This is a genomic window from Isosphaeraceae bacterium EP7 (assembly GCA_038400315.1).
Taxonomy (GTDB): Bacteria; Planctomycetota; Planctomycetia; order Isosphaerales; family Isosphaeraceae; genus EP7.
The window spans coordinates 37,331-57,439 of sequence record CP151668.1; the positions used below are offsets into that span (position 1 = coordinate 37,331).

The window sequence follows — 20,109 nt, forward strand, 5'->3', positions numbered from 1 at the left end:
AACCCAAGGAGACCGACCGACGATGACCCACCACGAGCAAAGTAACCCCCTCGACCAGATCAGGGAACTCCTGGCTGAGCACGGATTCGACGGCATGGCCCAGGCCCTAACCGTCCTCCTTAACGAAATCATGAAGCTCGAACGGGCTCAGGTACTCGGGGCCGCCCCGTATGAGCGATCTGAGGGGCGTCAGGGCTACTCCAATGGCTACAAGCCCAAGACCGTCCCGACCCGCATGGGCCCCATCACCCTGGCCGTTCCCCAGGCCCGGGGCATCGACTTCTACCCCTTGGCCCTGGAGATGGGCGTCCGCAGCGAGCTGGCCCGGTAACTGGCCGTCGCCGAGATGGACGTCCAGGGCGTCTCGACAAGGAAGGTCGCCTCCATCACCGAGCAACTCTGCGGGGCCGAGATCAGCAGTTCCCAGGTCAGCCCGGCCGCCGCCGCACTCGACGCCGAGTTGACGACCTGGCGTGAACGGCCCCTCGGCGAGATGCCCTACCTGGTCCTCGACACCCGCTACGAGAAGTTCCGCCACGGCGGGTCGGTGGTCTCCTGTGCGGTCCTGGTGGCCATCGGCATCGATGCCCAGGGGCATCGGTCGATCTTCAGCACCAGGGTCTCGCTGTCGGAGGCCGAGCCCCACTGGCGGGCCTTCCTAGCGAGCCTTCACGCCCTTGGCCTACACGGCGTCCGCATGATCGCCAGCGATGCCAATGCCGGACTCAGGGAGGCCCTCCGAGCCCGGTTCTCGGGCGTGCCCTGGCAGCGATGCCAGTTCCACCTGGCCCAGAACGCCATGGCCTACGTGCCCAAGGTGGCGATGCGGAAAGAGGTGGGGGCGAGCCTGCGGGCGGTCCTCGACGCCCCGGATCGGGCCGAGGCCGATCGGCAGTTTGACCTGGCGGTGAAGAAGTACCGCACGACGGCGCCGAGGCTGGCCGAGTGGATGGAGGTCAATGTCCAGGAGCGGCTGACGGCCTTCTCCCTGCTGCCGGGCCACCGAAGGCGGCTGAGGACGACGAACATGCTGGAGCGGATCAACCGGGAGATCAAGCGGCGGACGAGGGTGGCGACCCTGTTCCCCAACGAGGTGTCAGCCTTGCGACTGGTCGGTGCTGTCTTGATGGATATCAGCGAGAAGTGGGAGACGAACCGCAAGTACGTGACGATGGAGCCGGAATGACCTGCCGCCCTCCGAGACGGAATTTACAGAATCGATGTTGCTTTATCAGTCGGAATGGTTCGGATCGGTTCCAATCGGATGGTACAGCCGTACTCACTATTGATAGATCCGCCTCTCGGTTCTGAACGAGCAGTCTGATCGGCTGCCCCACGACCGATCGCTCGAGGCGTGATCAATCCTTGAATCAATTTAGGTGATTAGCAAAATCCTAGGCCAAGCCCTCCTTGATGAGTTGGGGGAGGATCAGGGTCTTGTATAGTACCTCCGGCAGATGCTCATCACGATGATTGTACCGGAACTCGTACTCGGCCAGGTCCACCGGGAGGTTCTCCCGGTCCACCCCGTGGCATAGGCGGTGGAGCCGCTTCGAGTAGCTCCTGAAGCCCTCGATCCTGTTGATGTGTCCTAGCCTCTGTCTGACGGAGGGGTTATATGGTCAATAGCCTCAGATATCTCTGCATCATGGCCAACTTCACCGTGGCCAGGTAGTTGAGTGCCAGCTTGTCGAACCGCGTCGCCACGGCGCGGCACTCCTTCACCCAGCCGACTCACTGCTCCATCACCGACCGCCGGCGGTACGCCTCGGAGTCGAATCGCACGCGGCCGTCTCCGGGCCGCTGGTCCGACCGGCGCGGGATCACCGCCCGGATGCCGTGCCGCGCCAGCCATCGGCGGATCCGCGGGTCGCTGTAGGCCTTGTCGCCGGCCAGGGCGACCGGGCGGCACCGCGGTCGGCCCCGTCGGCCCCGCAGCCGCACCTCGCCCATGGCCCGCTCGAACTGGGTGGACTCGTGACGCTGGCCCGGCGTGATCACCGCCGCCAGCGGGATGCCGCGGCCGTCGCAGACCAGGTGGACCTTGGTGCCGAAGCCGCCGCGGGACCGGCCCAGGGCGTGGTCCTCCGGCTCGCCGGCTCGTTTTTTTTCGACGCCCCGGCGGCCGCCCGCGCGGCGCGGATGACGGTGCCGTCGATGCAGAACAACTCGGCGTCGATGAGCCCCTCGGCGTTGAGCCGGACCTGGAGTCGCTCGAGCATGCGGTCGATCAGCCCCGCCTTGCGCATGGCGTTGAAGCGGTGGTAGACCGTCTGCCACGGCCCATAACGCTCGGGCAGGTCGCGCCAGGGGACGCCGGTTCGCATCCGCCACAGGGTGCCGTTGAGGACGGTGCGGTGGTCGGCCCAGCGGCCGCCGCGTCCCTGCGCCGGGAAGAGGTCGGCGATCAGGGCCCATTGTTCATCGGTCAGCTCATGCCGCTTCGCCATGACATCCTCGCAAGATGCTGCAAGGCGACAAGATAGCGACGCGGTCATCCCTCAGACAGAGGCTAGGCCGTCGGCGAAGACCTCGCCGTGGTCGATCGGCACATGCTTGCCGAAGCGGCTCAAGTCGTTGTAGCTGACGAACTCGTCGGTGTAGAAGACCGAGCCCTTGACCGTGGCGGCCTCGATCTTCGCCATGAGCGTCTCCTTCTTGCAGTCGGGCACGGCCACCGTATAGACCTTACCGGCCCGCTCCAGGACGCCGAAGACGGCCACCTTCCCCGCCGCGCCACGGCCTCGCTTGCCCTTCCACTTGCCGCCGAAGTACGACTCGTCCTGCTCCAACTCGCCGAGCAGGGGCCGCTTCTCCTCGGCGGCGATGCCAGCCATCGTCAGGCGGTGACCGGGTGAAGGCCCGGTAGGCCGTCGGGTAGGAGCACCCGACGGTGCGAGCGGCGTGATGGGCGGTGGCGGACAGGCAGAATGCCTTGAGCAGCTCCCAGCGGATGCGACGCTGCTCATAGCTCCACTTGCGACGGCAGGCGGGGCATCGTCGTTGCCGCTCATGAGAGGGTCGGGTTGCCTCATGGCAATGCCCGCATAGTTGCCCGATGAGGTGCCGCTCGTAATCGTACAAGTCCATATTGCCAGCCTATTGGCTGGCCTAGGATTTTGCTAATCACCTGAATTTAAGCTCGCCATCAGTCCCTATGGACGCCCACTTCGGTTGAACTCATCCATCGATTCGTTCACGCCTTCGAGCTCGCCTCTTCCTAATTATGCAAGCACACGTGCGTTCGCCAACTGTCGTGTCAAATTTCTGAGCGAGAGTTAATGCTTGATGGTATGCTTAAGCTGAACGAGCAGCAGTCATTTTTGTACTTTCTGAAACCATTTGTTGAGTTTTGGAACACCAGAGGCTCAAGACCGATTCCAGGTGATGGGGCGTACGGTCTTCGGATTCGATAGGATCGATCGTCTGGAACAACCTTGGCTTCCTCCTCGATCAGACCATCGAGCTTCCGCATCATGGTGAACATCCAGAACCTCTTTGACGACGCCAAGTGCTTTCAGACCGTCCGCGACATGCGCTGGCCTGTCGGCGTCGCCTGCTCCTCGTACGGTTCGACCTCGGTCGTCAAGAACGGCCGTGACGAGACCCAGCCTGATCGCCGGCGGTACGAGTGCCGCTCGGGCCGCAAGCGGTTCGACGACCTGACCGACACCGTCTTCGCCGGCCATCATCAGCCGCTGCGCACCTGGATCGCCTGCCTGTACCTCATGGGTTTGAACCTCTCGGGCCTGCAGATCGCCCGCGAGTTGGGGATCGACAAGGGGGACGCCCGCGCGATGATCACGACGCTCCGTCAGCGGATCGTCGATCGGACCCCGCCGGAGGAACTCTCCAGCGAGGTCGAATGCGACGAAGTCGACGTGGTGGCGGGACATAAGGGCCATCCCGAGGCCGTTAAAATGAATTAGGACGGCACGGCTCCCTTGATCGGGGCCTAATCATCCGTTACTCCTCGGGTCTACAGCACCTCGAGGGCTCGATCGATGCTCAGGCGGATCGCCCGACCCCAGCCGGCTCGTGAGCAGGACCTAACCGTCTCGACAAGCCGCTTGCCCGGCGTGTGGCGGGACGCTCTGGGCCGCCTATAAGAATCGACGCACCGTCATCACCCTCAACGGCGTCACGGGCCCGACTCCGCCGGGTCACCGCCGTAGCCGGGCGGGTGATCCTGGCCATCGATGGGCTCCAGCCGGATGTCGGCCACGAGGTCCTCTGGGTCCTCCGCGACGTGCTCAGCGGCGAGATCCTCCTGGCCCGGAGCCTCCTGTCATCCTGCCAAGACGACCTAGCCAGGCTCCTGCGCGAGGTGCAGGGCGCCGTCTCGCCTGAAGGCTTCCCCGGAGTGCCGATCGTCGGCGTGGTCTCCGACGGCCAGCATTCGATCCGCAAGGCGATCGCCGAGGTGCTGCCCGGCGTGCCGCACGGGCTCTGCCAGTTCCATTACCTTCGCGAGGCGGCCCGGCCGATCGACGAGGCCGACCGCCATGCCAAGGTCCGATTGAAGAAGGAAGTCCGCGGCATCCGCCCGATCGAACGCAAGCTCGATGGGCGCGAGGACCACGAGGCGGAGGTGATCCGCGGCTACTGCGCCGCGGTCCGATCGTCATTGACCGACGACGGCCGGCCGCCGCTGGAGGCGCCGGGCCTGGTGCTTCGGGACCGGCTGGCCAAGGTCGCGGCCAGCCTGGATGAGGTCGCCGCCAAAAGGGGCTGCCGAGGGAGTTGACGCGACAGCGGGCGATCCTGGGCAAGGGCCTGGACGCGACCGAGTCGGCCTGACCCGAGATCCGAACCGTCTTCGGCTGGGTGCACAGGGCGGCGGCGATCCTCCGCAACACGAACGGCCTGGACGCTGCCGGGGTGCGTCGTCGCTTCCGCGGGCTCGTGGGCTCAATCGCGCGGCATCGCAGGGCGGCCGGGGGGCTGGTCGGTGCGATCTGCCATTTCCTGAAGGTGACGCGGAGCTACTGGGAGGGGTTGTTCGCCTGCTACGACACGGCCGACCTGCCGCGGACGAACAACGACCTGGAGCAGTTCTTCGGCTCCTACCGACACCACGAGCGGCGTTGCAGCGGGCGCAAGGTGGCGTCGCCGGGGATGGTGGTGCGAGGCTCGGTGCGCGTGGCCTCCGCGGCCGCGACCCGGCTACGAACGATCACGGCTGATGACCTGGCCCCCGCGGATCCGGATGCGTGGCGATCGCTCCGGGTCAAGTTGGCGATCCGGCAGAAGGCCCGAACGATGGGCCGACGCTTTCGCCAGGCTCCCGAGGGCTACCTGCGATCGCTTGAAGAGGCCTTGATCAAGGGAGTCGTGCCGTCCTAGAAAAAAGGCCGAGTCGGCCGGCGACGACGCCTGAAGGGGGCTCCGGGGCGAGGGACGCTGGCCAAGGAGAAGCCGCCGATCTTCGGCAGCTCCAGCGCGGCAACCGAGTCGTGATCCGAATGCTGGAGAACGTCAAGCAGGCGACGATCCGCCCGCTGATCGAGGCGACGATCGCCCCGGGGACGCTCGTCCACACCGACGAGTACGACATCTATGCCCGGCTGGAAGGCCCGGCTGGAATAATTGGGGTATTGGCATAAGATGGTCTGTCACGGCAAGGGGGAGTACGCCCGCGACGAGGACGGCGACGGCTTCTGTGAGGTCCACGTCAACACGTTGAAGGGCTTCTGGTCGCTGCTGCGGAGTTGGCTCCGCCCCCACCGCGGCATCCCCCAGGAATCGCTGCCGCTGTACCTCGCGTTCTTCCAGTTCGTCCACAACGTTCGAGCCCGCGGAAGAGCCCTACTGGGGGCCCTCATCGCTCAGCTACTAGTAACACCCTGGAATCAGTCTTGAGCCACACCAGATACGCCCGCAACCTTGCAATATTGCAACGTGGTTTCGAGTCGTGATGTTGCCAAGAGCCAATCGTCGGTGGTTGGTTTGGAATTGTCCCACGGACCGCTTATCGGGTCAGATTCCTGGGCGACGATGAAACGCCTTCGAGGAATTGCTCAAGATCGCTGATCAATTCCTGAGCCTTCATGTATCGGCCATCGGTCGCTTTTGACAGGCATTTCAAGCAGATTGCCTCCAATTCGGCGGGAATGGCCGGGTGGAGGTCTCGAAGGGCGACTGGATCTTCGACGATCACGGCTCGGATCGTTTCGAATCGATTCACGCCCCGGTGCGGAGGTCGCCCGATCAGGAGTTCGAAGAGAATCACGCCGATGGCGTAGAGATCGGTGAATGGGCCGCAACCGGCCGGGCCGATGAGGATCTGCTCGGGAGCCATGTACGACGGGGTTCCGGCCATCGCCCGCCCGTCGGGATCCTCTTCCTCCTCGACAGCGAGGATGGCCAGCCCAAAATCAATTAGCAACGGTCTCCATTCCTGACCGCCGGAATCGTCCAGTTTTGTTCGCTGGAGTAGGATGTTCTGAGGTTTCAGGTCGAGGATCAGAACCCCTTGATCGTGGACTTGGCCAATCGCCCCGGCAATTTCGAGGACCAGTCGAGCGGCCTCGACCGGCGAGATCGGACCGTCATTTTGGAGGAGATCGGCCATCGTTATCCCGTCGACGGCCTCCATGACAATGTAAGGGACCTGGTCAATTTCTCCGAACTCGTAAACCGGGACGATGTTCGGGTGATCGAACATCGAGCCGATCATCCCCTCAAGCTTGAATCGCCGACGACACTGGTCATCATCGGCCAGCTCGGGATGGGGAGTCTTCAGAGCCATCGGACCAACCTGTTCGTGGTCGCCTGCCCAGTAGACGATGGTCGAATTGCCCCGGACGATCTCGCCGAGGATGGTGTAGCGACCGAACAAGCTGCCGACCTGGAGCGGCTCTCGAGCAAGCCGTCGTTCCTCGGTGAGTTCCTCAATGAGTCGGAGCAATTCACGTTCATCGTGCGAGGGATCCGCTTGCAAAGCTCGATCCGATCCCGACGCAAGTCGCGATTCCATTGAGCCTTGAGGATTGCCGAAGACCTCGGTCAGCTGGAGGACGGCTGAATCAGGCTCCCACTCGGAGGATTGGAGAAGCAAGGTGATCAATCGCTCCATCGACGATCCGCCGCTCGGCTCATCGATGCTCATCGGTTTTTGAGTTCCTCTTCAAGGCCGAGGCTTTCGACAAAGCGACCCCTCTCCAGTCGATCGAGGACGTTCGTCGGCGGTGACGTCGACGCGGTCTCGGTGATCTGGGGAGCCGATGACCTCAACCGGCAGCGATTCTCACAGGGCCTGGGAGTGGACGGGGGGCAAGAGCGTGTTGGAATCTTCAATCATCTTAGAAGACCCCAGAAGGCCAGCCTGGCGCACCGAGTGACGAGGACGGGTCCATGAAATCCTCAAGAGGTTCCTTCATGGGATCATGCACTCAACCGCCGTTCTGGAGTAGCCAGCTCTCGCTGGACGACGTCTCTAGGCCTGGGAGATCTTCAAGGCCCGACGAAGCTTCTCGACCGTCCGAAGCCAGATCTTGCGGGCCGCGACCGAGGAGCAGCCCAGCCGTTCGCCGATCTCGCGGTAGGTGCTGCCCTGCTCCGACCTCATCGTCACCGCTAACCTGTCGCGCTCGGGGAGCCTGGCCAGTTGCGTTCGGAGCCTCTGAAGATCCTCCTCGGCAGCGACGGCCTCGCCCTGAGAAACTCCCGAGTCGGCCACTTGGAGCCCTGGTCCGGTCTCATCTCCATACCCGCCGAGCGGGACCTCACGTCTGATCTCGCGCTTTAGAGAACCCCGGTAGCGACGGGTGAAACTCTTCAGATTGTTCATCATCATCCGGATCAAGAGGCCCTTGAACTCTTCATCGGCCAGCCCCTCGAACCGATAGTATTCCCGATAGACCTCGGCAAACGTTTCCTGAACGAGGTCAGAGGCATCCACCTTGGATTTCAGGTCAGAGGCAAGCCCTCGGTCAGCGAGGATTCGCAGATAAGTCCGATAGCTCCTCATCGCCTCGTTCAAGATCGGTTCCCAGGGCTCTTCGACCTTTTCAGTAGTCTCCCGACGAAGCGGGATCAATTTCAGTGGATCGGGTCGGGACGAATCATAATGCCGCGAACGACTGCTGATTGGCTGGGCTGCATAGGTATTAAGCACAGGGAAGCCTCTAAGGAGGAAGCATCGGTGATTAATCGCCGTCATGACGAATGAGGGCATTCCTCGTGGTGGCGTTGACCTACTCCGGACCGAACAACCTGCGGATTTGCTATGAGCCGAGGTCGTACTCCGGAGATTGGATCTAAGCACACTATCATCACGGGTCGCAACAAGAAATTGAGGCAAACGCCAACATTCCTTCAAATGCCGAAACATGTAATATATAGAACTTCGCCATATAATTCGCGACCTTTTTTAACTGAAGGTGCGTGGCGTGGAGTTCCTCGAATATCGGCCCTAGACGGCGGCGGAGCTCGATTCTTGGCTCATGATCCCGGCCCGGTGCCGAGCTTGACGCCGAGCAAGATCCTCAGATAGTCATCTTTCACCTCTTTCAAGTTGTACGACCACTCGAACCTCGCCACGTAGCAGGCCAGCGACCACTTGCTCACGCCGCGGAACGTCATCAGGAAGCTCCGAAGCCCCGTCCAGATCCCCTCCAGCGTGTTGTCGTGCACCTCGCGCACGCCATCCCAGTCGTCGTCGCGGGCCCATTCGCGTCGGCCGGGGGCGTGAGTCACCGTCGCATACCGCCGGCCGTGTTCCGCGAGATGGCCGTAGACCCGCCACTCGTCGGTGCAGACCAGCGACCCCTGGCGCGTCGAGGACACGACGAACCCCTCCAGCGTCGCGCGGTCGGATCGCTCGACCACGGCCAGCCGGAGCTTGCCCGAACCTAGCCCGGTGACTCCGACCACCGGCGGGCGGTCGCCGATGAAGGAGCCGTGGCCGCGCACCTTGTTCGCGCGCCGCCGCGGCAGCGCGCCGGGATCCTGATGCACGCGGCCTTTTTTCCCCCGCATTCTGGTCCATCTCGTCGGCCTCGGCGACTGCGTCGGGCAGCGGCGATCTATCCGAGGCCACCAGGGCGTTGCCCTGCAGCGCGTGGCGGAAGGCCAGCAGCTTCATCCGGCTGCAGCCCAGTTCGCGGGCCAGCCGCGCGGTGGAGAGCCCTGGGCGAAGCCGCGTAGGATGAGGATGAGCTGCGAGGGCCGCCGCTGCGAGCCCCGCAGGGGTGTGTCGGTCCAGGCGTTGAAGACGCGTCCGCAGACGGAGCACTGATAGTCCAGGACCGGCTCGCGGTGGCGTCGATGGACGCCCAGTCCGTCGACGCCACCGCATCGCGGGCAGGCCAGTCCGCCCGGGTGGAGGATCCTCAGGAGTCGGGCATAGCATGCCGACTCGTCCATCAGGTAGCCGATGGGGAAGTCCATCTGTCGTCGCCCCGAGCCCCGTGATCCGATCATCCAGGACGAGGAAGGCGGAGAAGCGGGTTGAGGTCAAGACCCCGGCACCGGACCGGGATCATGAGCCCGATTCTTTTGTAGTCCGCGTTCACGGGCCGGAATGACTGACAATGAGGGTTCTACGAGTAGCGGGATTCCGAACGTGGATGATTGAACGCTCTGAAACCTCCGATATCCCTTGCTTTCAGGGTTTCCAGGCCGTGAACTCACACCTTTATTATATATAAGATTTACTCGATAGGTTTCAATATGTTCACTTATCGACAACTAGATGGTTCGGTGACGATGGAGGTAAGATCGCCGCGAAATGCTGGAATTCCGACTACATCGACTTCCTTGTCGCCTCACCCTCTACCTTCACCTGCACCGAGGCCGCACGCGTGCAACAGCCCTCGCCTGTGTCCGCGGCCCACGACAGCTTCACTCGCCTGCTACCCGCATCGAGCTCGACCCCGAGACGCTCTGGGACGAGGCTTGCGGCCTCGTTGCCCTGAACGCGGGTGTTCTGGTCATCGACGACACGACCCTGGACAAGCCCCACGCTCGGAACATCGCCATGGTCACCCGGCATTGGTCGGGTAAGCATCACGAGGTTGTCCTGGGGATCAATCTGATCACCCTCCTGTGGACCGACGGCGATCGCAAGATCCCCTGCGATTACCGCCTCTACGACAAGGCCGACGGCCGCACCAAGAATGACCATTTCTGGGAGCTGATGCTGATCGCCAAGGATCGGGGCTTCGCGCCTCGAATCGTCCTGTTTGACGGCTGGTACGCCAGCCTAGACAACCTCAAGCAGGTCCGCGGCCTGGGGTGGTTCCGGATGACGTGGCTGAAGTCCAATCGCCGGGTCAATCCCGAGGGTCGAGGAGCAATTCCGCTGTCGGAGGCGACGCTCTCGGCCTCCGGGACGGTGATTCACCTGGTCGGATACGGGCCGGTCCGCGTCTTCAAGCTGGTCGCCCCGGACGGCGACATTCAATGCCGGGCCACCAGCGACCTGGGCATGGGCGAGATGACCTGACAGCAGTACGCCGAGAGGGGCTACGCGATCGAGAATTATCACCGGGACCTGAAGCAGACCTTTGGCGTGGAGCGTTCGCAGGCCCGCTCGGCCCGGGCACAACGCAACCACATCGGGATGGCATTGCGAGCCTTATTGAGGCTCGAAAGGAGCTTCTTCACCACCGGCATCAGCTGCTACGAGGCCAAAAAACGAGTGGTCCGTGAAGCGGTCAGGACGTACCTTTCAAAACACCTCTATGGACTCCCGAAACGAGAAATCGCGTAACCATTAATATAAGAAATAATAATATCAAGATTTGCTTATTATAAGTCGAACGATCTTGCCTCGAATCTGGTTTCAATGCCACCGGAAGCGGCGCTTGTAATGGGGGATGGATGACCGCTTCTTTGGATCGAGACAGCTGTGATGAGCTTAGGTCCCCCCCTCCAGAGTGATTTGCAACTGGGTCCAGCCTGTCCCGCGGTTTGTGGCATCGAGCGGCGGGCTTCCGTGGGTGGACAACGCATTATGGCTTGGTCTCCACAGCGCCGCGCGATGACCGAGGATGACGTTCGCGAAGCGTCCGGACGAATCGAGGAGTTGATCCTCCCGTTCGATTCGATCTTCGGCAAGGAAGAATCTCGTCGGCACGCACGGACGTATCTCAAGGGGCTAATGTCGGGGCTTTCGCGCAAAAGCATCGAGCCGATCGCCTTGGCGATCGGCGGAGGGCGGATGTCGGCCCTTCAGAAGTTTGTCAATGCCGCTCCCTGGCGAGCTTCCTCGGTCATGAAAGAGATCCAACGGGCTTTTGGCTCGCGGGTCGAAATGGCCCGAAAAGGGCCGACAGTCTTGACGGTCCACGAACACGGCTTCGCCAAGAAGGGGCGGGAAAGCGTGGGCGTTTCTCGGCAGTGGAATGCCACGAGCCGGCGAAACGAGAATAGCCAGGTCGGGATTTACCTGGTCGCCAGCAATGGCGAGTTCTCCAGTCTGCTCGACTGCCGGCTTTACCTGCCAGCAACCTGGTGTGACGGCTCGGAGGTGGTCCGCCGCCGAAGGCTCAGGACTCATGTGCCGATCGGCTCGCACCACCTGACCAAATCCCAGATCGCCATGGACTTGCTCCAACGTTGCCGATCGATGGCCCTGGTCGAGGTCGATTGGGTCGTCACCGGTGCCGACTTCTCCGGTGAGGGCGAGGCGATTGATGGGTTGGAGGTGAGCCAACCCCGATTCCTTGTGGAGGTCTCGCCAAACGAGATGGTCTTTGCTCGGGAGCCGATTCGCCCCGGCTCCGAGGCCGCTGGCGAGTCGTTCCCTGGCCACGACGAGATTCTCAGCACCGTCTCGGGCCTTTGCGAGATCCTGTCCTCGGATCGCTGGCGGATCGTCCTGATGAACACGTCCACCGGTCTGGTCCGTCAGAAGTACGCCATGATCCGGATCCGCTCACCTCTGCCCTCGATGGTCTCCAGGCCACTGTGGTTGATCATCCGGGGCAACTCGGATGACGACTACGATTCGCTCCGATACTTCCTCTCCGAGGCCGGACCGGGATCTCCTCTGGACGAGATCGCCCACGCCATCCATCAGGCCGACTCGGCCTCGCGCTTTTTCCTCGAGGCAGAGCGTCTCTTTGGCCTGGGACACTACGAAACCAGGTCATGGGAGGGCTGGAATCATCACATGAGCCTAGTGGCCTTGGCTCACTGGTTCACCTCCTGCTCGATGAGCGCTCCTTCCACTTCCTTGACCTCGCCGGACGATTGCGCTCCGGGCCTCTCCACGGCCGAGCCGGAGCGATTCTGAGCGGTCACTCCCGCGTCGCTACCTCTCAACGATCGGCCATTCTTCGAGAATCCGGATTGCCCCGGATCAAATCTGGCCCCCGAAGACCGCAAGCCGACCCGAACCTTGAGTCCGGAGGAGTGCGGTAATTGTTCCTGGTCCGACTGCGGGATCTGGGATAATCGGGGCCTCTCTCGATCACGGATGTCTCCCATGATTCACCGCACGTTCGAAGCCCGGGATGAACTGGAAGACGCCGCCATGGAACAGGCCCGGGCCATAGTCCGCGAGTTGAAGCAATTGGCCGACACCACGCCCGATGGCCGCGTCTTGGCCGTCGTCGAGCGCGGCCGCCGCTTCCTTCGGGATCGGCTCAACGCCCAGGCGGCCGACCTGGAGAAAAAGGAGGACGCGGATGGGACTGCCCCTTCGGCGGGAAGCGCCGCCATCACAGCCGGGCCGAATGTCGCCTAATCACGGCCGCGGGGGACGTACCCCTCGCGCGGGTCTACTTCACCTGCCGTCGCTGTGGCGCCCACGCCCACGCCCTCGACGACCGCCTGGGCCTCGACGGCTTCGTCAGTCCGCACGCGCAGCAGTTGCTTTACACGCTCGGGGCCGACTGGTCGTTCGAGCGCCGCGCCCGGCACTTCCGCACGGTCGCCGGGCTGGTCGTCTGCGATAAGACCGTCCGCAAGCCCTGCGATCTGCACGGCGGCCTGATGCGTGCCTGGCAGCTGGAGGCCCCCGAGGCGGCCGAGCCGTTCCGCGAGGCGACAGGCGACGTGGAGTTCCAGATCGACGGGACCTGCGTCAACACCACCGGCGGCTGGCGCGAGGTGCGGCTTTCGATCTTCGGCAAGCGTGAGCGGTGCGGGGCGTTCGCCGACCTCGACGACTGGGACAACCAGCGGATGCCGGCCCCGGACGTGCGATTCGCGACGGCGGCAATTCGCACCAGCACCGCGTTGGGGCCGCAGTGGCGTCGGACGGCGACCCGGTTGGGCGTGAAGCGGACCGCCGAGTTGACGGTGCTGGCCGACGGGGCGAAGTGAATCGGAAACGAGGTCCGAAAGAACTTGCCCGGGGCCGCCGGGGTGCTGGACATCTACCAAGCGGGCAAGTACGTGCATGCCGCGGCGGTCGCCTTGCACGGGGAGGAGGCGACGGCGGAGGCGTGGTACGAACGCCGCCGCCGGACCCTGCTGAAGTCCCGGGTGTCGATCCTGCTGGCGGAGCTGGCGGCCGAGGCCAGAAACGTCTCGGAGTTAATCGGCTATCTGGAGCCGCACGGCGACCACAAGCCGTATCGGCGACGACTGTCCGAGGACCGCTCGATCGGCAGCGGGATGGTCGAGGGGGCGTGCAAGACGGCGATCGGCCGCCGCCTGAAACAGACCGCGGCGCGGTGGCGGGTCAAGCGACTGGAATGGATGGCAGCCCTGTGATGTCTGCATTAAGGTGTCCAGTACGACGCCTACTGGAAGAGGGCGACGGAGTAGCGACCAGATTCCGCTACCGTACCCAGTTCGTAGCGGCTCTCGTCGTTGGGATGGGCAATCGACTCGACAAATGGGATATGGGATAATCGGGGTCGCCGATGTCGCGTAGAATGAAGTGCCTGAATCGATTAAGGCATGAGGCGACTGGACGACGCAACGAGACCCATGACCATCCTCATCACCAGCGCGGCCGGATTCCTTGGCTCGATCCTGGTTGACCAGTTGCTCGACAGGGCTGGCGACGAGGTCGTTGGTGTCGACAACTTCGATCCTTATCATCCTGTGTGGCAGAAGCGATCGAATTTGACGCAGGCCTTGAAGAACCGACGCTTTCGCCTGAAAGAGCTCGACATCCTCAATGTCGAGCGGATCAGGTCGGTTGTTCTGAAGGACCCGAGGCGATTGACCATCTGGCGGACAGGTCCGGGGTCCGGCCGAGTCTGGAGTCGCCTGCGCTTTACACCTCGACCAATGTTGTCGGGACCACCCATTTGCTCGAAGCCGCCAGACGACTCGACCCGCTCCCTCGGTTCGTCTTCGCCTCTAGCTCAAGCGTTTACAGTGACCGGTCGGATGCTCCGTTCCTGGAGACCGACTCGGTCTACCAGCCGATCATCCCTTACGCCGCCTCGAAGAAGGCGGCCGAGCTGATGGCTTATTCGTTCCACCACGCCTTTGGCTTGCCAGTGACCGGACTCCGGTTCTTCACCGCGTACGGCCCGAGGAATCGGCCCGACCTGGCGATCGCCAAGTTCTCCCGATTGATCGATCAGGGGGAGCCCGTTCCGATGTTCGGCGACGGGTCGAGCCGCCGCGACTACACGTTCGTCGACAACATCGCCGACGGCGTGGCCCGGGCCATCGACCGCTGCGATGGGCACCGGATCTACAACCTGGGCCACACCGAGCCGATTGAGCTTCGAGCCATGATCGAGGCACTGGGCAAGATCCCAACAATCCGCCGCCTACCCGAGCAGCCTGGCGACGTTTGGCTCACCTGCGCTGATCTCTCGAGGGCCTCAGCGGAACTGGGATACGCTCCCTCGACCAGCTTCCGCGACGGTCTTGAGCAGTTCGCCCGGTGGTATCGGTCAACCTCGAGGCTCGGCTGAGTCCTGGACCTCTGGGAGTTCATCCGATGGATGATCCGACGCCCGATTCGTTCTCCGAAGCGACCGGCCTGGTTGGATCGCTCGGGGTCCGGATCGAAGGGCCTGGACCGGAGGACGGCACAAGGCTCGAGCTTCATCGGCCGTTCCTGGTCGTCGGCCGCGACCGCTCGGCCGACCTGGTGATCGACCGGTCTGAGGTCAGTCGCCACCACGCTTATTTTCAGGTCGTCGATGGCGAGGTCTTCTGCGTCGACCTCGTTAGCCGGACCGGGATCCGCTGGGCTGGCGAGGCCAGGCCCGCCGGCTGGGTCGATCGGGATCAGGGGGTCGAGATCGGGCCGTACCGGGTTCGCTTCGAGCATCAGGGTAACTCCTCACGAGCTTCGGGTCGGGACACCGGCCTGCCAATCTCTCGATCGTTCCGCTGGGGCCAGCTCACCGACGCCCGGATCGACTTCCTCGGGGCCGATTCCAGCCGAGAGCCCTGGACGGTCAGCCGTGTCCTGATCCTGATCGGCCGATCGCCAATCTGCCGGATCCGGTTCCCAGGCCCTGGGATCTCAAGGATCCACGCGGCTTTGCTCCGGACTCCCGACGGAGTCTGGGTGGTGGATCTTCAGGGAACCGGAGCGGTTCGGGTAGGCGATCTTGTCTGCCGATCGAAACGGCTGGAGGACCGCGACGAGGTCGCCGTGGGCGCTTACCGGTTCCGGGTCCGGCTCGGCTCGGAAGCGACTCGAACCGATCTGGCCCGGACCTCGAGCGGTCACGGAGGGCGTCCAGGCCTAGTCAAGGCCGACCGGATCGATCTAAGCGGCTTTACCGACCCGTTGACCGCCAGGCTCCTGCAAGAATTTGACCGGATGCACCAGCGGACGGCCCAGCAATTTCAACAAGCCCTCTTGATGATGTTCCAGATGCACCAGGATCAGATGGGTTTAATTCGCGACGAGCTGAGCCGGCTCGACCAACTTGAGGAGGAACAAAAGCGGCTTCAGGCCGAGATGGCGAGGGATGGACCGTCAACGCCCCGGCTGGCGCTCCGGCTGGTCACCGGCGAGCCGCGGACGCCTCCGATCGACCCAGACGAGGCGATCGATGCCGAGTTCGGCCGGATCCAGCCGCTCGGCGAGAATCCGACAGCGGGGCCTCCGGTGGAGGGTTCGGACCGCAAGGTCGGCCAATCCTCGAGCGATCGGTCCCATCGACCGGCTTCGGCGGCCCCGTCGGGGACCGACCAGCATGCATTGCTGTCCCGTAGGATCGCCGAGATCAAGGAAGAGCGCCAGGGACTCTGGCAGAAGCTCTTATCAAGCCTGACCGGCGAAGGACCTGAGGCCGGTTGTCGTTGAGCCTGGCCCGCCGCCGGCCTGGGCTTCTCCTGACTGAACCGAGGACCCCTCGATGCCCATCCTCCCCGCCGAGCCGGATCTGTTCCCCGAAGACCTCTGGGATCGGGGACCGGATCCAGTCGACGGCCAACGCTGGTGGTGTCTGCACACCAAACCTCGCCAGGAGAAGTCGACGGCCCGCCACCTCCGCGATCGGCAGATCGCCTACTACGCACCCCAAATCCTCCATGAGAGCCGAACCCCCCTGGGTCGAAAGATCCGATCCTTCCTTCCGCTTTTTCCTTCGTATGTCTTCATGATTGGTGACGAACATCAACGACTGGAGGCGTTTCGGTCCAATACCCTGGTCAATGTCCTGGAGGTGATCGACCAGGCATCGCTGATCCGTGACCTCCGCCAGATCCGCCAGATGCTGGCCTCGGGGCTTTCAGTCGCACGCGAGCACAGCCACCCGATTGGTGTCTGGGTCCGGATCTGCAGCGGTCCGCTCTCGGGGATCGTCGGAACGGTAGTCCGTCGGGGACCTCGCGACCGGTTCATCGCTCTGGTCAACTTTCTCGGTTCGGGGGCCACAGTCGACCTCGAGGACTGGCAGGTCGAGCGAATCGCCCCCCCTGCCCCGCACCTGGGTCCATCGCAAGCCGAGGATTGACCCGCCCCCTGCCCTATTCAGCCGAAGCTGGCCAGGGTCATGCGAAGCCCTTCCTCAAAGTCGACCTTCGGCTCATAGCCCAGGACCGAGCGGATCCTGCTAAGATCGGCCTGCGAATCACGGACGTCACCGAGCCAGGCGGGTCGAAGCTCGGGTTCAAGGTTGGTCCCCAGCACCCGGTTGATCGCCTCGACCAGGTCGAGCAGGCGGACACGCCCGCCGGTCCCAACATTAACCGCCGCCCCCTCCAGAGGTCCCGGTGCATCGAGAGCTAGGAGGTTGGCCTGCACGACGTTGGCCACGTAGGTGAAATCGCGGGTCTGTTGGCCGTCGCCGAAAATCACCGGACGGACTCCGTTGCGCATCGACTTGGCGAAGAGCGAGATTACCCCGCTGTACGGGCTCGATGGGTCCTACCTCGGACCGAAAACGTTGAAGTATTGATCTCGTCCAGACCCATCGTCCGGGCATAAACCCGGACTTAATGCTCGCCGGCCAGCTTGACGGCGGCATAAGGGCTCAGCGGGTTGGGAAGCATCGCCTCGTGCTTGGGAAGTTCCTCGGTGTCGCCATAGGCGCTGCTGGAGGCGGCGAATACGAAGCGGCGAGCCCCTGCCTGACGGGCGGCCTCGAGGATCTGGATCGTGAACGTCGGCCCGCTCTGGTGCGGCCGGATCGGCTCGGCGACCGACCGGGGGACGCTCGGGATCGCCGCCTCGTGGAGAACTGCGTCGACCCCATAGGCAGCCTTCCGAGCGACCTCGAGATCGGCCAGGTCCCCCTTCGACCCACTCGTAGGCATCGCCGAGATGAGCCAAGTTCTATCGGTGGCCGGTGGCCAGGTTATCCACCACCCGGACCCGATCCCCCCGAGCCAGCAATGCCTCGACCAAGTGCGACCCGATAAACCCGGCACCGCCGGTGACCAGGACCCGCCTAGGCGATCGCTCCGCCATGACTCAAGATCCTCGAAAATAACTAGGACGGCAAAGCTTGATTGATGATCGAATCCTCAAGCGACTTGAGGTAGGCCGCCGGGTCGATGCGGAAGCGACGTCCTAGAGTCCGGACGTCCTGGCGACGCTCCAGGCGATCGCGCGACCCAGAGGACCTCGTGGCCGACGTCGGGCTGCAGGCCGTCGATGGCCAGGATCACCCGCCCGGCGTCCCCGGTGATCCGACGCAGGCGCGCCGCGTCGGAGCAGGAGAGGTCCAGCAGCTCGGCGTAACGGTCCAGAAGGTTGCCGACGCTGCGCACGCAGATCGGGACGCCGCGGCGGACCAACTCGGCGTGGATCTCCGGGACGCTGCGATGCTCGGCGTGGCGGAGCCGGCCGACCGCGGCGATGACGTCCAGGCCGAACTCGTGCTGCGGCAGGGCGTAGCTCCCTTCCCGCTCGGGCCGGAGGCAGGACCCACGGCGGTGGCAGTCGGGATTGCGACAGGTGCGGATTCGGAGCCGCAAGCCAAGGATGCCGTCCAGGGTGGTGACCGATCGTCGGGCCATGGCAGCGGCCCAGAGCGTCCCGCCGCAAGCGAGGCAGGCCTTGGTATCGGTGGACAGCTCGATGGTCCGGTCGGGGAGCGGCCGGGTGGTCCGTCGCGGCATGGGTGGACTCCTTGGGACGTCAGTCCCAAGGAGTAACACTCGCTAGCCCAGATCACCTGCCCACGCCCTAGACCGGCCGCTCTGGGCCGAGGGATCGATGCTCTGCCCGCGAACCGGTTGGGAATGGTGCAATCTCCCTCCTTGACGAAAGGCCCCCTGCTGGTGGGTGCCAGCAGGGGGCCTTTCGTCAAGCGGGCGAACTCGCCGCCGTCGGGCCCGAGGTCAGACGTTGCGTGGAATGAACAACCATGGTGAGTCGAGACCGAGCTCCTTGCGAGGCATGACGGCCCGATGAGTGCCCCAGATCAGCTGGCGGCCGCCGAATTCCTCGTACACCGCCTTGAAGTAGGGGACCGTGTCGCGGTAGGTGAGCTGTCCGGTGAGAGAGAGCTCGTAGGGCTCGGAGGCGCTGATCCACACCTGAGGGAATTTCTTCAGCGCGAACAACTTGCGGAACTCCGACCACGGGTCGGCTCGCCGCAGGTCGGGCTTGCCGAGGTGGTCGACCACGATCTTCACCCCGAGGAACCGCGCGGCCATGTCGGCCAGTATCGTCATCTGGTGGGGCAGGATGAAGACGGCCCCAAGCCGCTCGTCCTCGCGCCAGAGGGGATAGTGGGCCTTCGAGTCCAGCCAGGTAGAGCGGGCTGAACCGCATCCCCTAAAATCCGCGCTCGGAGACCCAGTAGCGGAGGCGGTCGGCGACATTCGGATTGGAAGGGTGGATGAGCCCAAGGGCCACGAAGCGGCCCGGATAGCGGCGGAGGCAGTCGCCTATGTAAGAATTGTCCCAGCCGAAGTATCGAGGATTGATCAGGACGGCATACTTCAGGCCGAAGTCACGCATCTGCGCCGCCTGATCCTCGATCGGGGCGCGGACGTCCATCCTCAGGTTGGGCCGCTCCGGATGCCGGAATGGCTATCACGGGTCGAGGGTCCAGACCTCGACGTGGGTGTTGACGAGAAGCCGCTCCGGCTTCGGCGGGGGACGCGCGGCGCTCGCCATGAGGCAGGTGCTCGCATGAGCGAGGAATTCGCGACGGCCGACGTCATCCAAGGGTCACCTCCCACCGTGTTAACTTCCAAGGTCGCCCCGCGGGAGCGATCCTCATCCGCCGCGGATGCGATCCTCACGGAACAGTCGAGGGGGATGAAATTGCGATTTCAACCGGCTCCGCTGCATCATGGCCGACAAGCCGGTCAACTTCGACGCTCTGGACTTCACCGACCTGGCCGACCTCGTCCTCTTTCAGCACGCGCTGCGCCGCGGCTGGCCGGTGTCCAACGAGTACAGGGCCAAGGTGGCCGATGCAGTGGCAGGCCTGGTCAAGGACCCGACGGCCGGGCGGCGGCTCAGAAATCGGGACGAGCTGGTGCCCAGGTCGCTGGGCGTCGGGGTGACGGCATCTCAGTCAGGTTGACGGCCTGACCCCTGGGGGCGGCCGATACCGTCAGCCCCCCTTCTGTCCCGCGACTTCGCCGCCGGCGCCAGACCCTGACGACGGCTCAACCCCGACGCAGGATCGGCGACCGACAGTGGCAAGTCGACCGGGCACTGGCCCGCGTCGAGGGCCGTCGCCACGTGCTTCTGCTGGGCCGTCTGCTTGGTCAGACGTACGTCGGTCCTCGGTCAGTCGACGGAGATCTTGCGCCCCTCGC

Annotated in this window: 19 protein-coding genes and 7 pseudogenes; 13 read left to right on the forward strand and 13 right to left on the reverse strand. The window is 63.8% G+C overall.

The window, feature by feature from the left end; genetic code table 11:
* The first annotated feature begins 22 nt into the window (after window positions 1-22).
* Window positions 23-1,186, forward strand: a pseudogene (locus EP7_RS27755) (IS256 family transposase).
* A gap of 428 nt (window positions 1,187-1,614) precedes the next feature.
* On the opposite strand, the pseudogene EP7_RS27760 reads toward EP7_RS27755, so the two are convergent.
* Window positions 1,615-2,450 (reverse strand): annotated as a pseudogene (locus EP7_RS27760) (IS5 family transposase).
* A gap of 69 nt (window positions 2,451-2,519) precedes the next feature.
* Window positions 2,520-2,798 (reverse strand): annotated as a pseudogene (locus tag EP7_RS27765) (transposase); the annotation flags it as partial.
* A gap of 678 nt (window positions 2,799-3,476) precedes the next feature.
* Here EP7_RS27765 and EP7_RS27770 point away from each other — a divergent pair.
* The 3 genes and pseudogenes from EP7_RS27770 to EP7_RS27780 all read left to right on the forward strand — a co-directional run.
* Window positions 3,477-3,929: a transposase gene (locus tag EP7_RS27770; protein ID WP_463528484.1), complete on the forward strand. Its 453-nt coding sequence runs from the start codon at window positions 3,477-3,479 to the stop codon at window positions 3,927-3,929.
* A 203-nt stretch (window positions 3,930-4,132) separates the two neighbouring features.
* Window positions 4,133-5,238 (forward strand): annotated as a pseudogene (locus EP7_RS27775) (ISNCY family transposase); the annotation flags it as partial.
* A 108-nt stretch (window positions 5,239-5,346) separates the two neighbouring features.
* A pseudogene (locus tag EP7_RS27780) lies at window positions 5,347-5,862 on the forward strand (IS1595 family transposase); the annotation flags it as partial.
* Window positions 5,863-5,971: 109 nt separating this feature from the next.
* On the opposite strand, the gene EP7_RS27785 reads toward EP7_RS27780, so the two are convergent.
* From EP7_RS27785 to EP7_RS27800, 4 genes are all read right to left on the reverse strand, one after another.
* A complete protein-coding gene (locus tag EP7_RS27785) occupies window positions 5,972-6,910 on the reverse strand; it encodes a serine/threonine protein kinase (protein WP_463528485.1) in 939 nt (312 codons plus the stop codon).
* A 528-nt stretch (window positions 6,911-7,438) separates the two neighbouring features.
* Window positions 7,439-7,984, reverse strand: coding sequence for a sigma-70 family RNA polymerase sigma factor (locus EP7_RS27790; protein WP_463528486.1), 546 nt, complete (start codon window positions 7,982-7,984; stop codon window positions 7,439-7,441).
* A 461-nt stretch (window positions 7,985-8,445) separates the two neighbouring features.
* Window positions 8,446-8,961: a transposase gene (locus tag EP7_RS27795; protein WP_463528487.1), complete on the reverse strand. Its 516-nt coding sequence runs from the start codon at window positions 8,959-8,961 to the stop codon at window positions 8,446-8,448.
* Between the two features lie 123 nt (window positions 8,962-9,084).
* Window positions 9,085-9,393, reverse strand: coding sequence for a transposase (locus EP7_RS27800; RefSeq protein ID WP_463528488.1), 309 nt, complete (start codon window positions 9,391-9,393; stop codon window positions 9,085-9,087).
* Between the two features lie 329 nt (window positions 9,394-9,722).
* On the opposite strand from EP7_RS27800, the pseudogene EP7_RS27805 reads away from it, so the two are divergent.
* From EP7_RS27805 to nusG, 8 genes and pseudogenes are all read left to right on the forward strand, one after another.
* Window positions 9,723-10,717 (forward strand): annotated as a pseudogene (locus EP7_RS27805) (IS701 family transposase).
* 270 nt (window positions 10,718-10,987) lie between these two features.
* The gene (locus EP7_RS27810; RefSeq protein ID WP_463528540.1) at window positions 10,988-12,244 is read left to right on the forward strand and encodes an IS701 family transposase; all 1,257 of its coding nucleotides are present in this window, start codon (window positions 10,988-10,990) and stop codon (window positions 12,242-12,244) included.
* A 192-nt stretch (window positions 12,245-12,436) separates the two neighbouring features.
* Window positions 12,437-12,697, forward strand: coding sequence for a hypothetical protein (locus tag EP7_RS27815; protein WP_463528489.1), 261 nt, complete (start codon window positions 12,437-12,439; stop codon window positions 12,695-12,697).
* 125 nt (window positions 12,698-12,822) lie between these two features.
* A complete protein-coding gene (locus EP7_RS27820; RefSeq protein WP_463528490.1) occupies window positions 12,823-13,278 on the forward strand; it encodes a hypothetical protein in 456 nt (151 codons plus the stop codon).
* Between the two features lie 24 nt (window positions 13,279-13,302).
* Window positions 13,303-13,671, forward strand: a complete 369-nt coding sequence (locus tag EP7_RS27825; protein WP_463528491.1) for a hypothetical protein — start codon at window positions 13,303-13,305, stop codon at window positions 13,669-13,671.
* A 338-nt stretch (window positions 13,672-14,009) separates the two neighbouring features.
* On the forward strand, window positions 14,010-14,837 hold the full coding sequence (locus tag EP7_RS27830) for a GDP-mannose 4,6-dehydratase (protein WP_463528492.1): 828 nt from the start codon (window positions 14,010-14,012) through the stop codon (window positions 14,835-14,837).
* A gap of 26 nt (window positions 14,838-14,863) precedes the next feature.
* Complete coding sequence (locus EP7_RS27835) at window positions 14,864-16,189, forward strand: FHA domain-containing protein (RefSeq protein ID WP_463528493.1); 1,326 nt, start codon at window positions 14,864-14,866, stop codon at window positions 16,187-16,189.
* Window positions 16,190-16,241: 52 nt separating this feature from the next.
* Window positions 16,242-16,841, forward strand: a complete 600-nt coding sequence (gene nusG / locus EP7_RS27840) for a transcription termination/antitermination protein NusG (RefSeq protein ID WP_463528494.1) — start codon at window positions 16,242-16,244, stop codon at window positions 16,839-16,841.
* Between the two features lie 17 nt (window positions 16,842-16,858).
* Here the strand turns inward: nusG and EP7_RS27845 are convergent, their stop codons facing one another.
* The 7 genes and pseudogenes from EP7_RS27845 to EP7_RS27875 all read right to left on the reverse strand — a co-directional run bounded on the left by EP7_RS27845 (window position 16,859) and on the right by EP7_RS27875 (window position 19,507).
* The gene (locus EP7_RS27845; RefSeq protein ID WP_463528541.1) at window positions 16,859-17,227 is read right to left on the reverse strand and encodes a GDP-mannose 4,6-dehydratase; all 369 of its coding nucleotides are present in this window, start codon (window positions 17,225-17,227) and stop codon (window positions 16,859-16,861) included.
* 95 nt (window positions 17,228-17,322) lie between these two features.
* Entirely contained in the window at window positions 17,323-17,643 is a 321-nt protein-coding gene (locus EP7_RS27850; RefSeq protein ID WP_463528495.1) for an NAD-dependent epimerase/dehydratase family protein, read from the reverse strand.
* 19 nt (window positions 17,644-17,662) lie between these two features.
* A complete protein-coding gene (locus EP7_RS27855) occupies window positions 17,663-17,797 on the reverse strand; it encodes an NAD-dependent epimerase/dehydratase family protein (protein WP_463528496.1) in 135 nt (44 codons plus the stop codon).
* A 137-nt stretch (window positions 17,798-17,934) separates the two neighbouring features.
* Window positions 17,935-18,348, reverse strand: a pseudogene (locus tag EP7_RS27860) (ISNCY family transposase); the annotation flags it as partial.
* A 324-nt stretch (window positions 18,349-18,672) separates the two neighbouring features.
* Window positions 18,673-19,158 (reverse strand): amidohydrolase family protein, encoded by a 486-nt coding sequence (locus tag EP7_RS27865; RefSeq protein ID WP_463528497.1) that lies wholly within the window; start codon window positions 19,156-19,158, stop codon window positions 18,673-18,675.
* Entirely contained in the window at window positions 19,112-19,336 is a 225-nt protein-coding gene (locus EP7_RS27870) for an amidohydrolase family protein (protein WP_463528498.1), read from the reverse strand. Before EP7_RS27870 ends, EP7_RS27865 begins: the two co-directional genes overlap by 47 nt.
* Before the next feature lie 36 nt (window positions 19,337-19,372).
* Window positions 19,373-19,507 (reverse strand): hypothetical protein, encoded by a 135-nt coding sequence (locus EP7_RS27875; RefSeq protein WP_463528499.1) that lies wholly within the window; start codon window positions 19,505-19,507, stop codon window positions 19,373-19,375.
* 127 nt (window positions 19,508-19,634) lie between these two features.
* Between EP7_RS27875 and EP7_RS27880 the strand changes: the two genes are divergently transcribed.
* The gene (locus tag EP7_RS27880; protein WP_463528500.1) at window positions 19,635-19,871 is read left to right on the forward strand and encodes a hypothetical protein; all 237 of its coding nucleotides are present in this window, start codon (window positions 19,635-19,637) and stop codon (window positions 19,869-19,871) included.
* The last annotated feature ends 238 nt before the right edge of the window (window positions 19,872-20,109 follow it).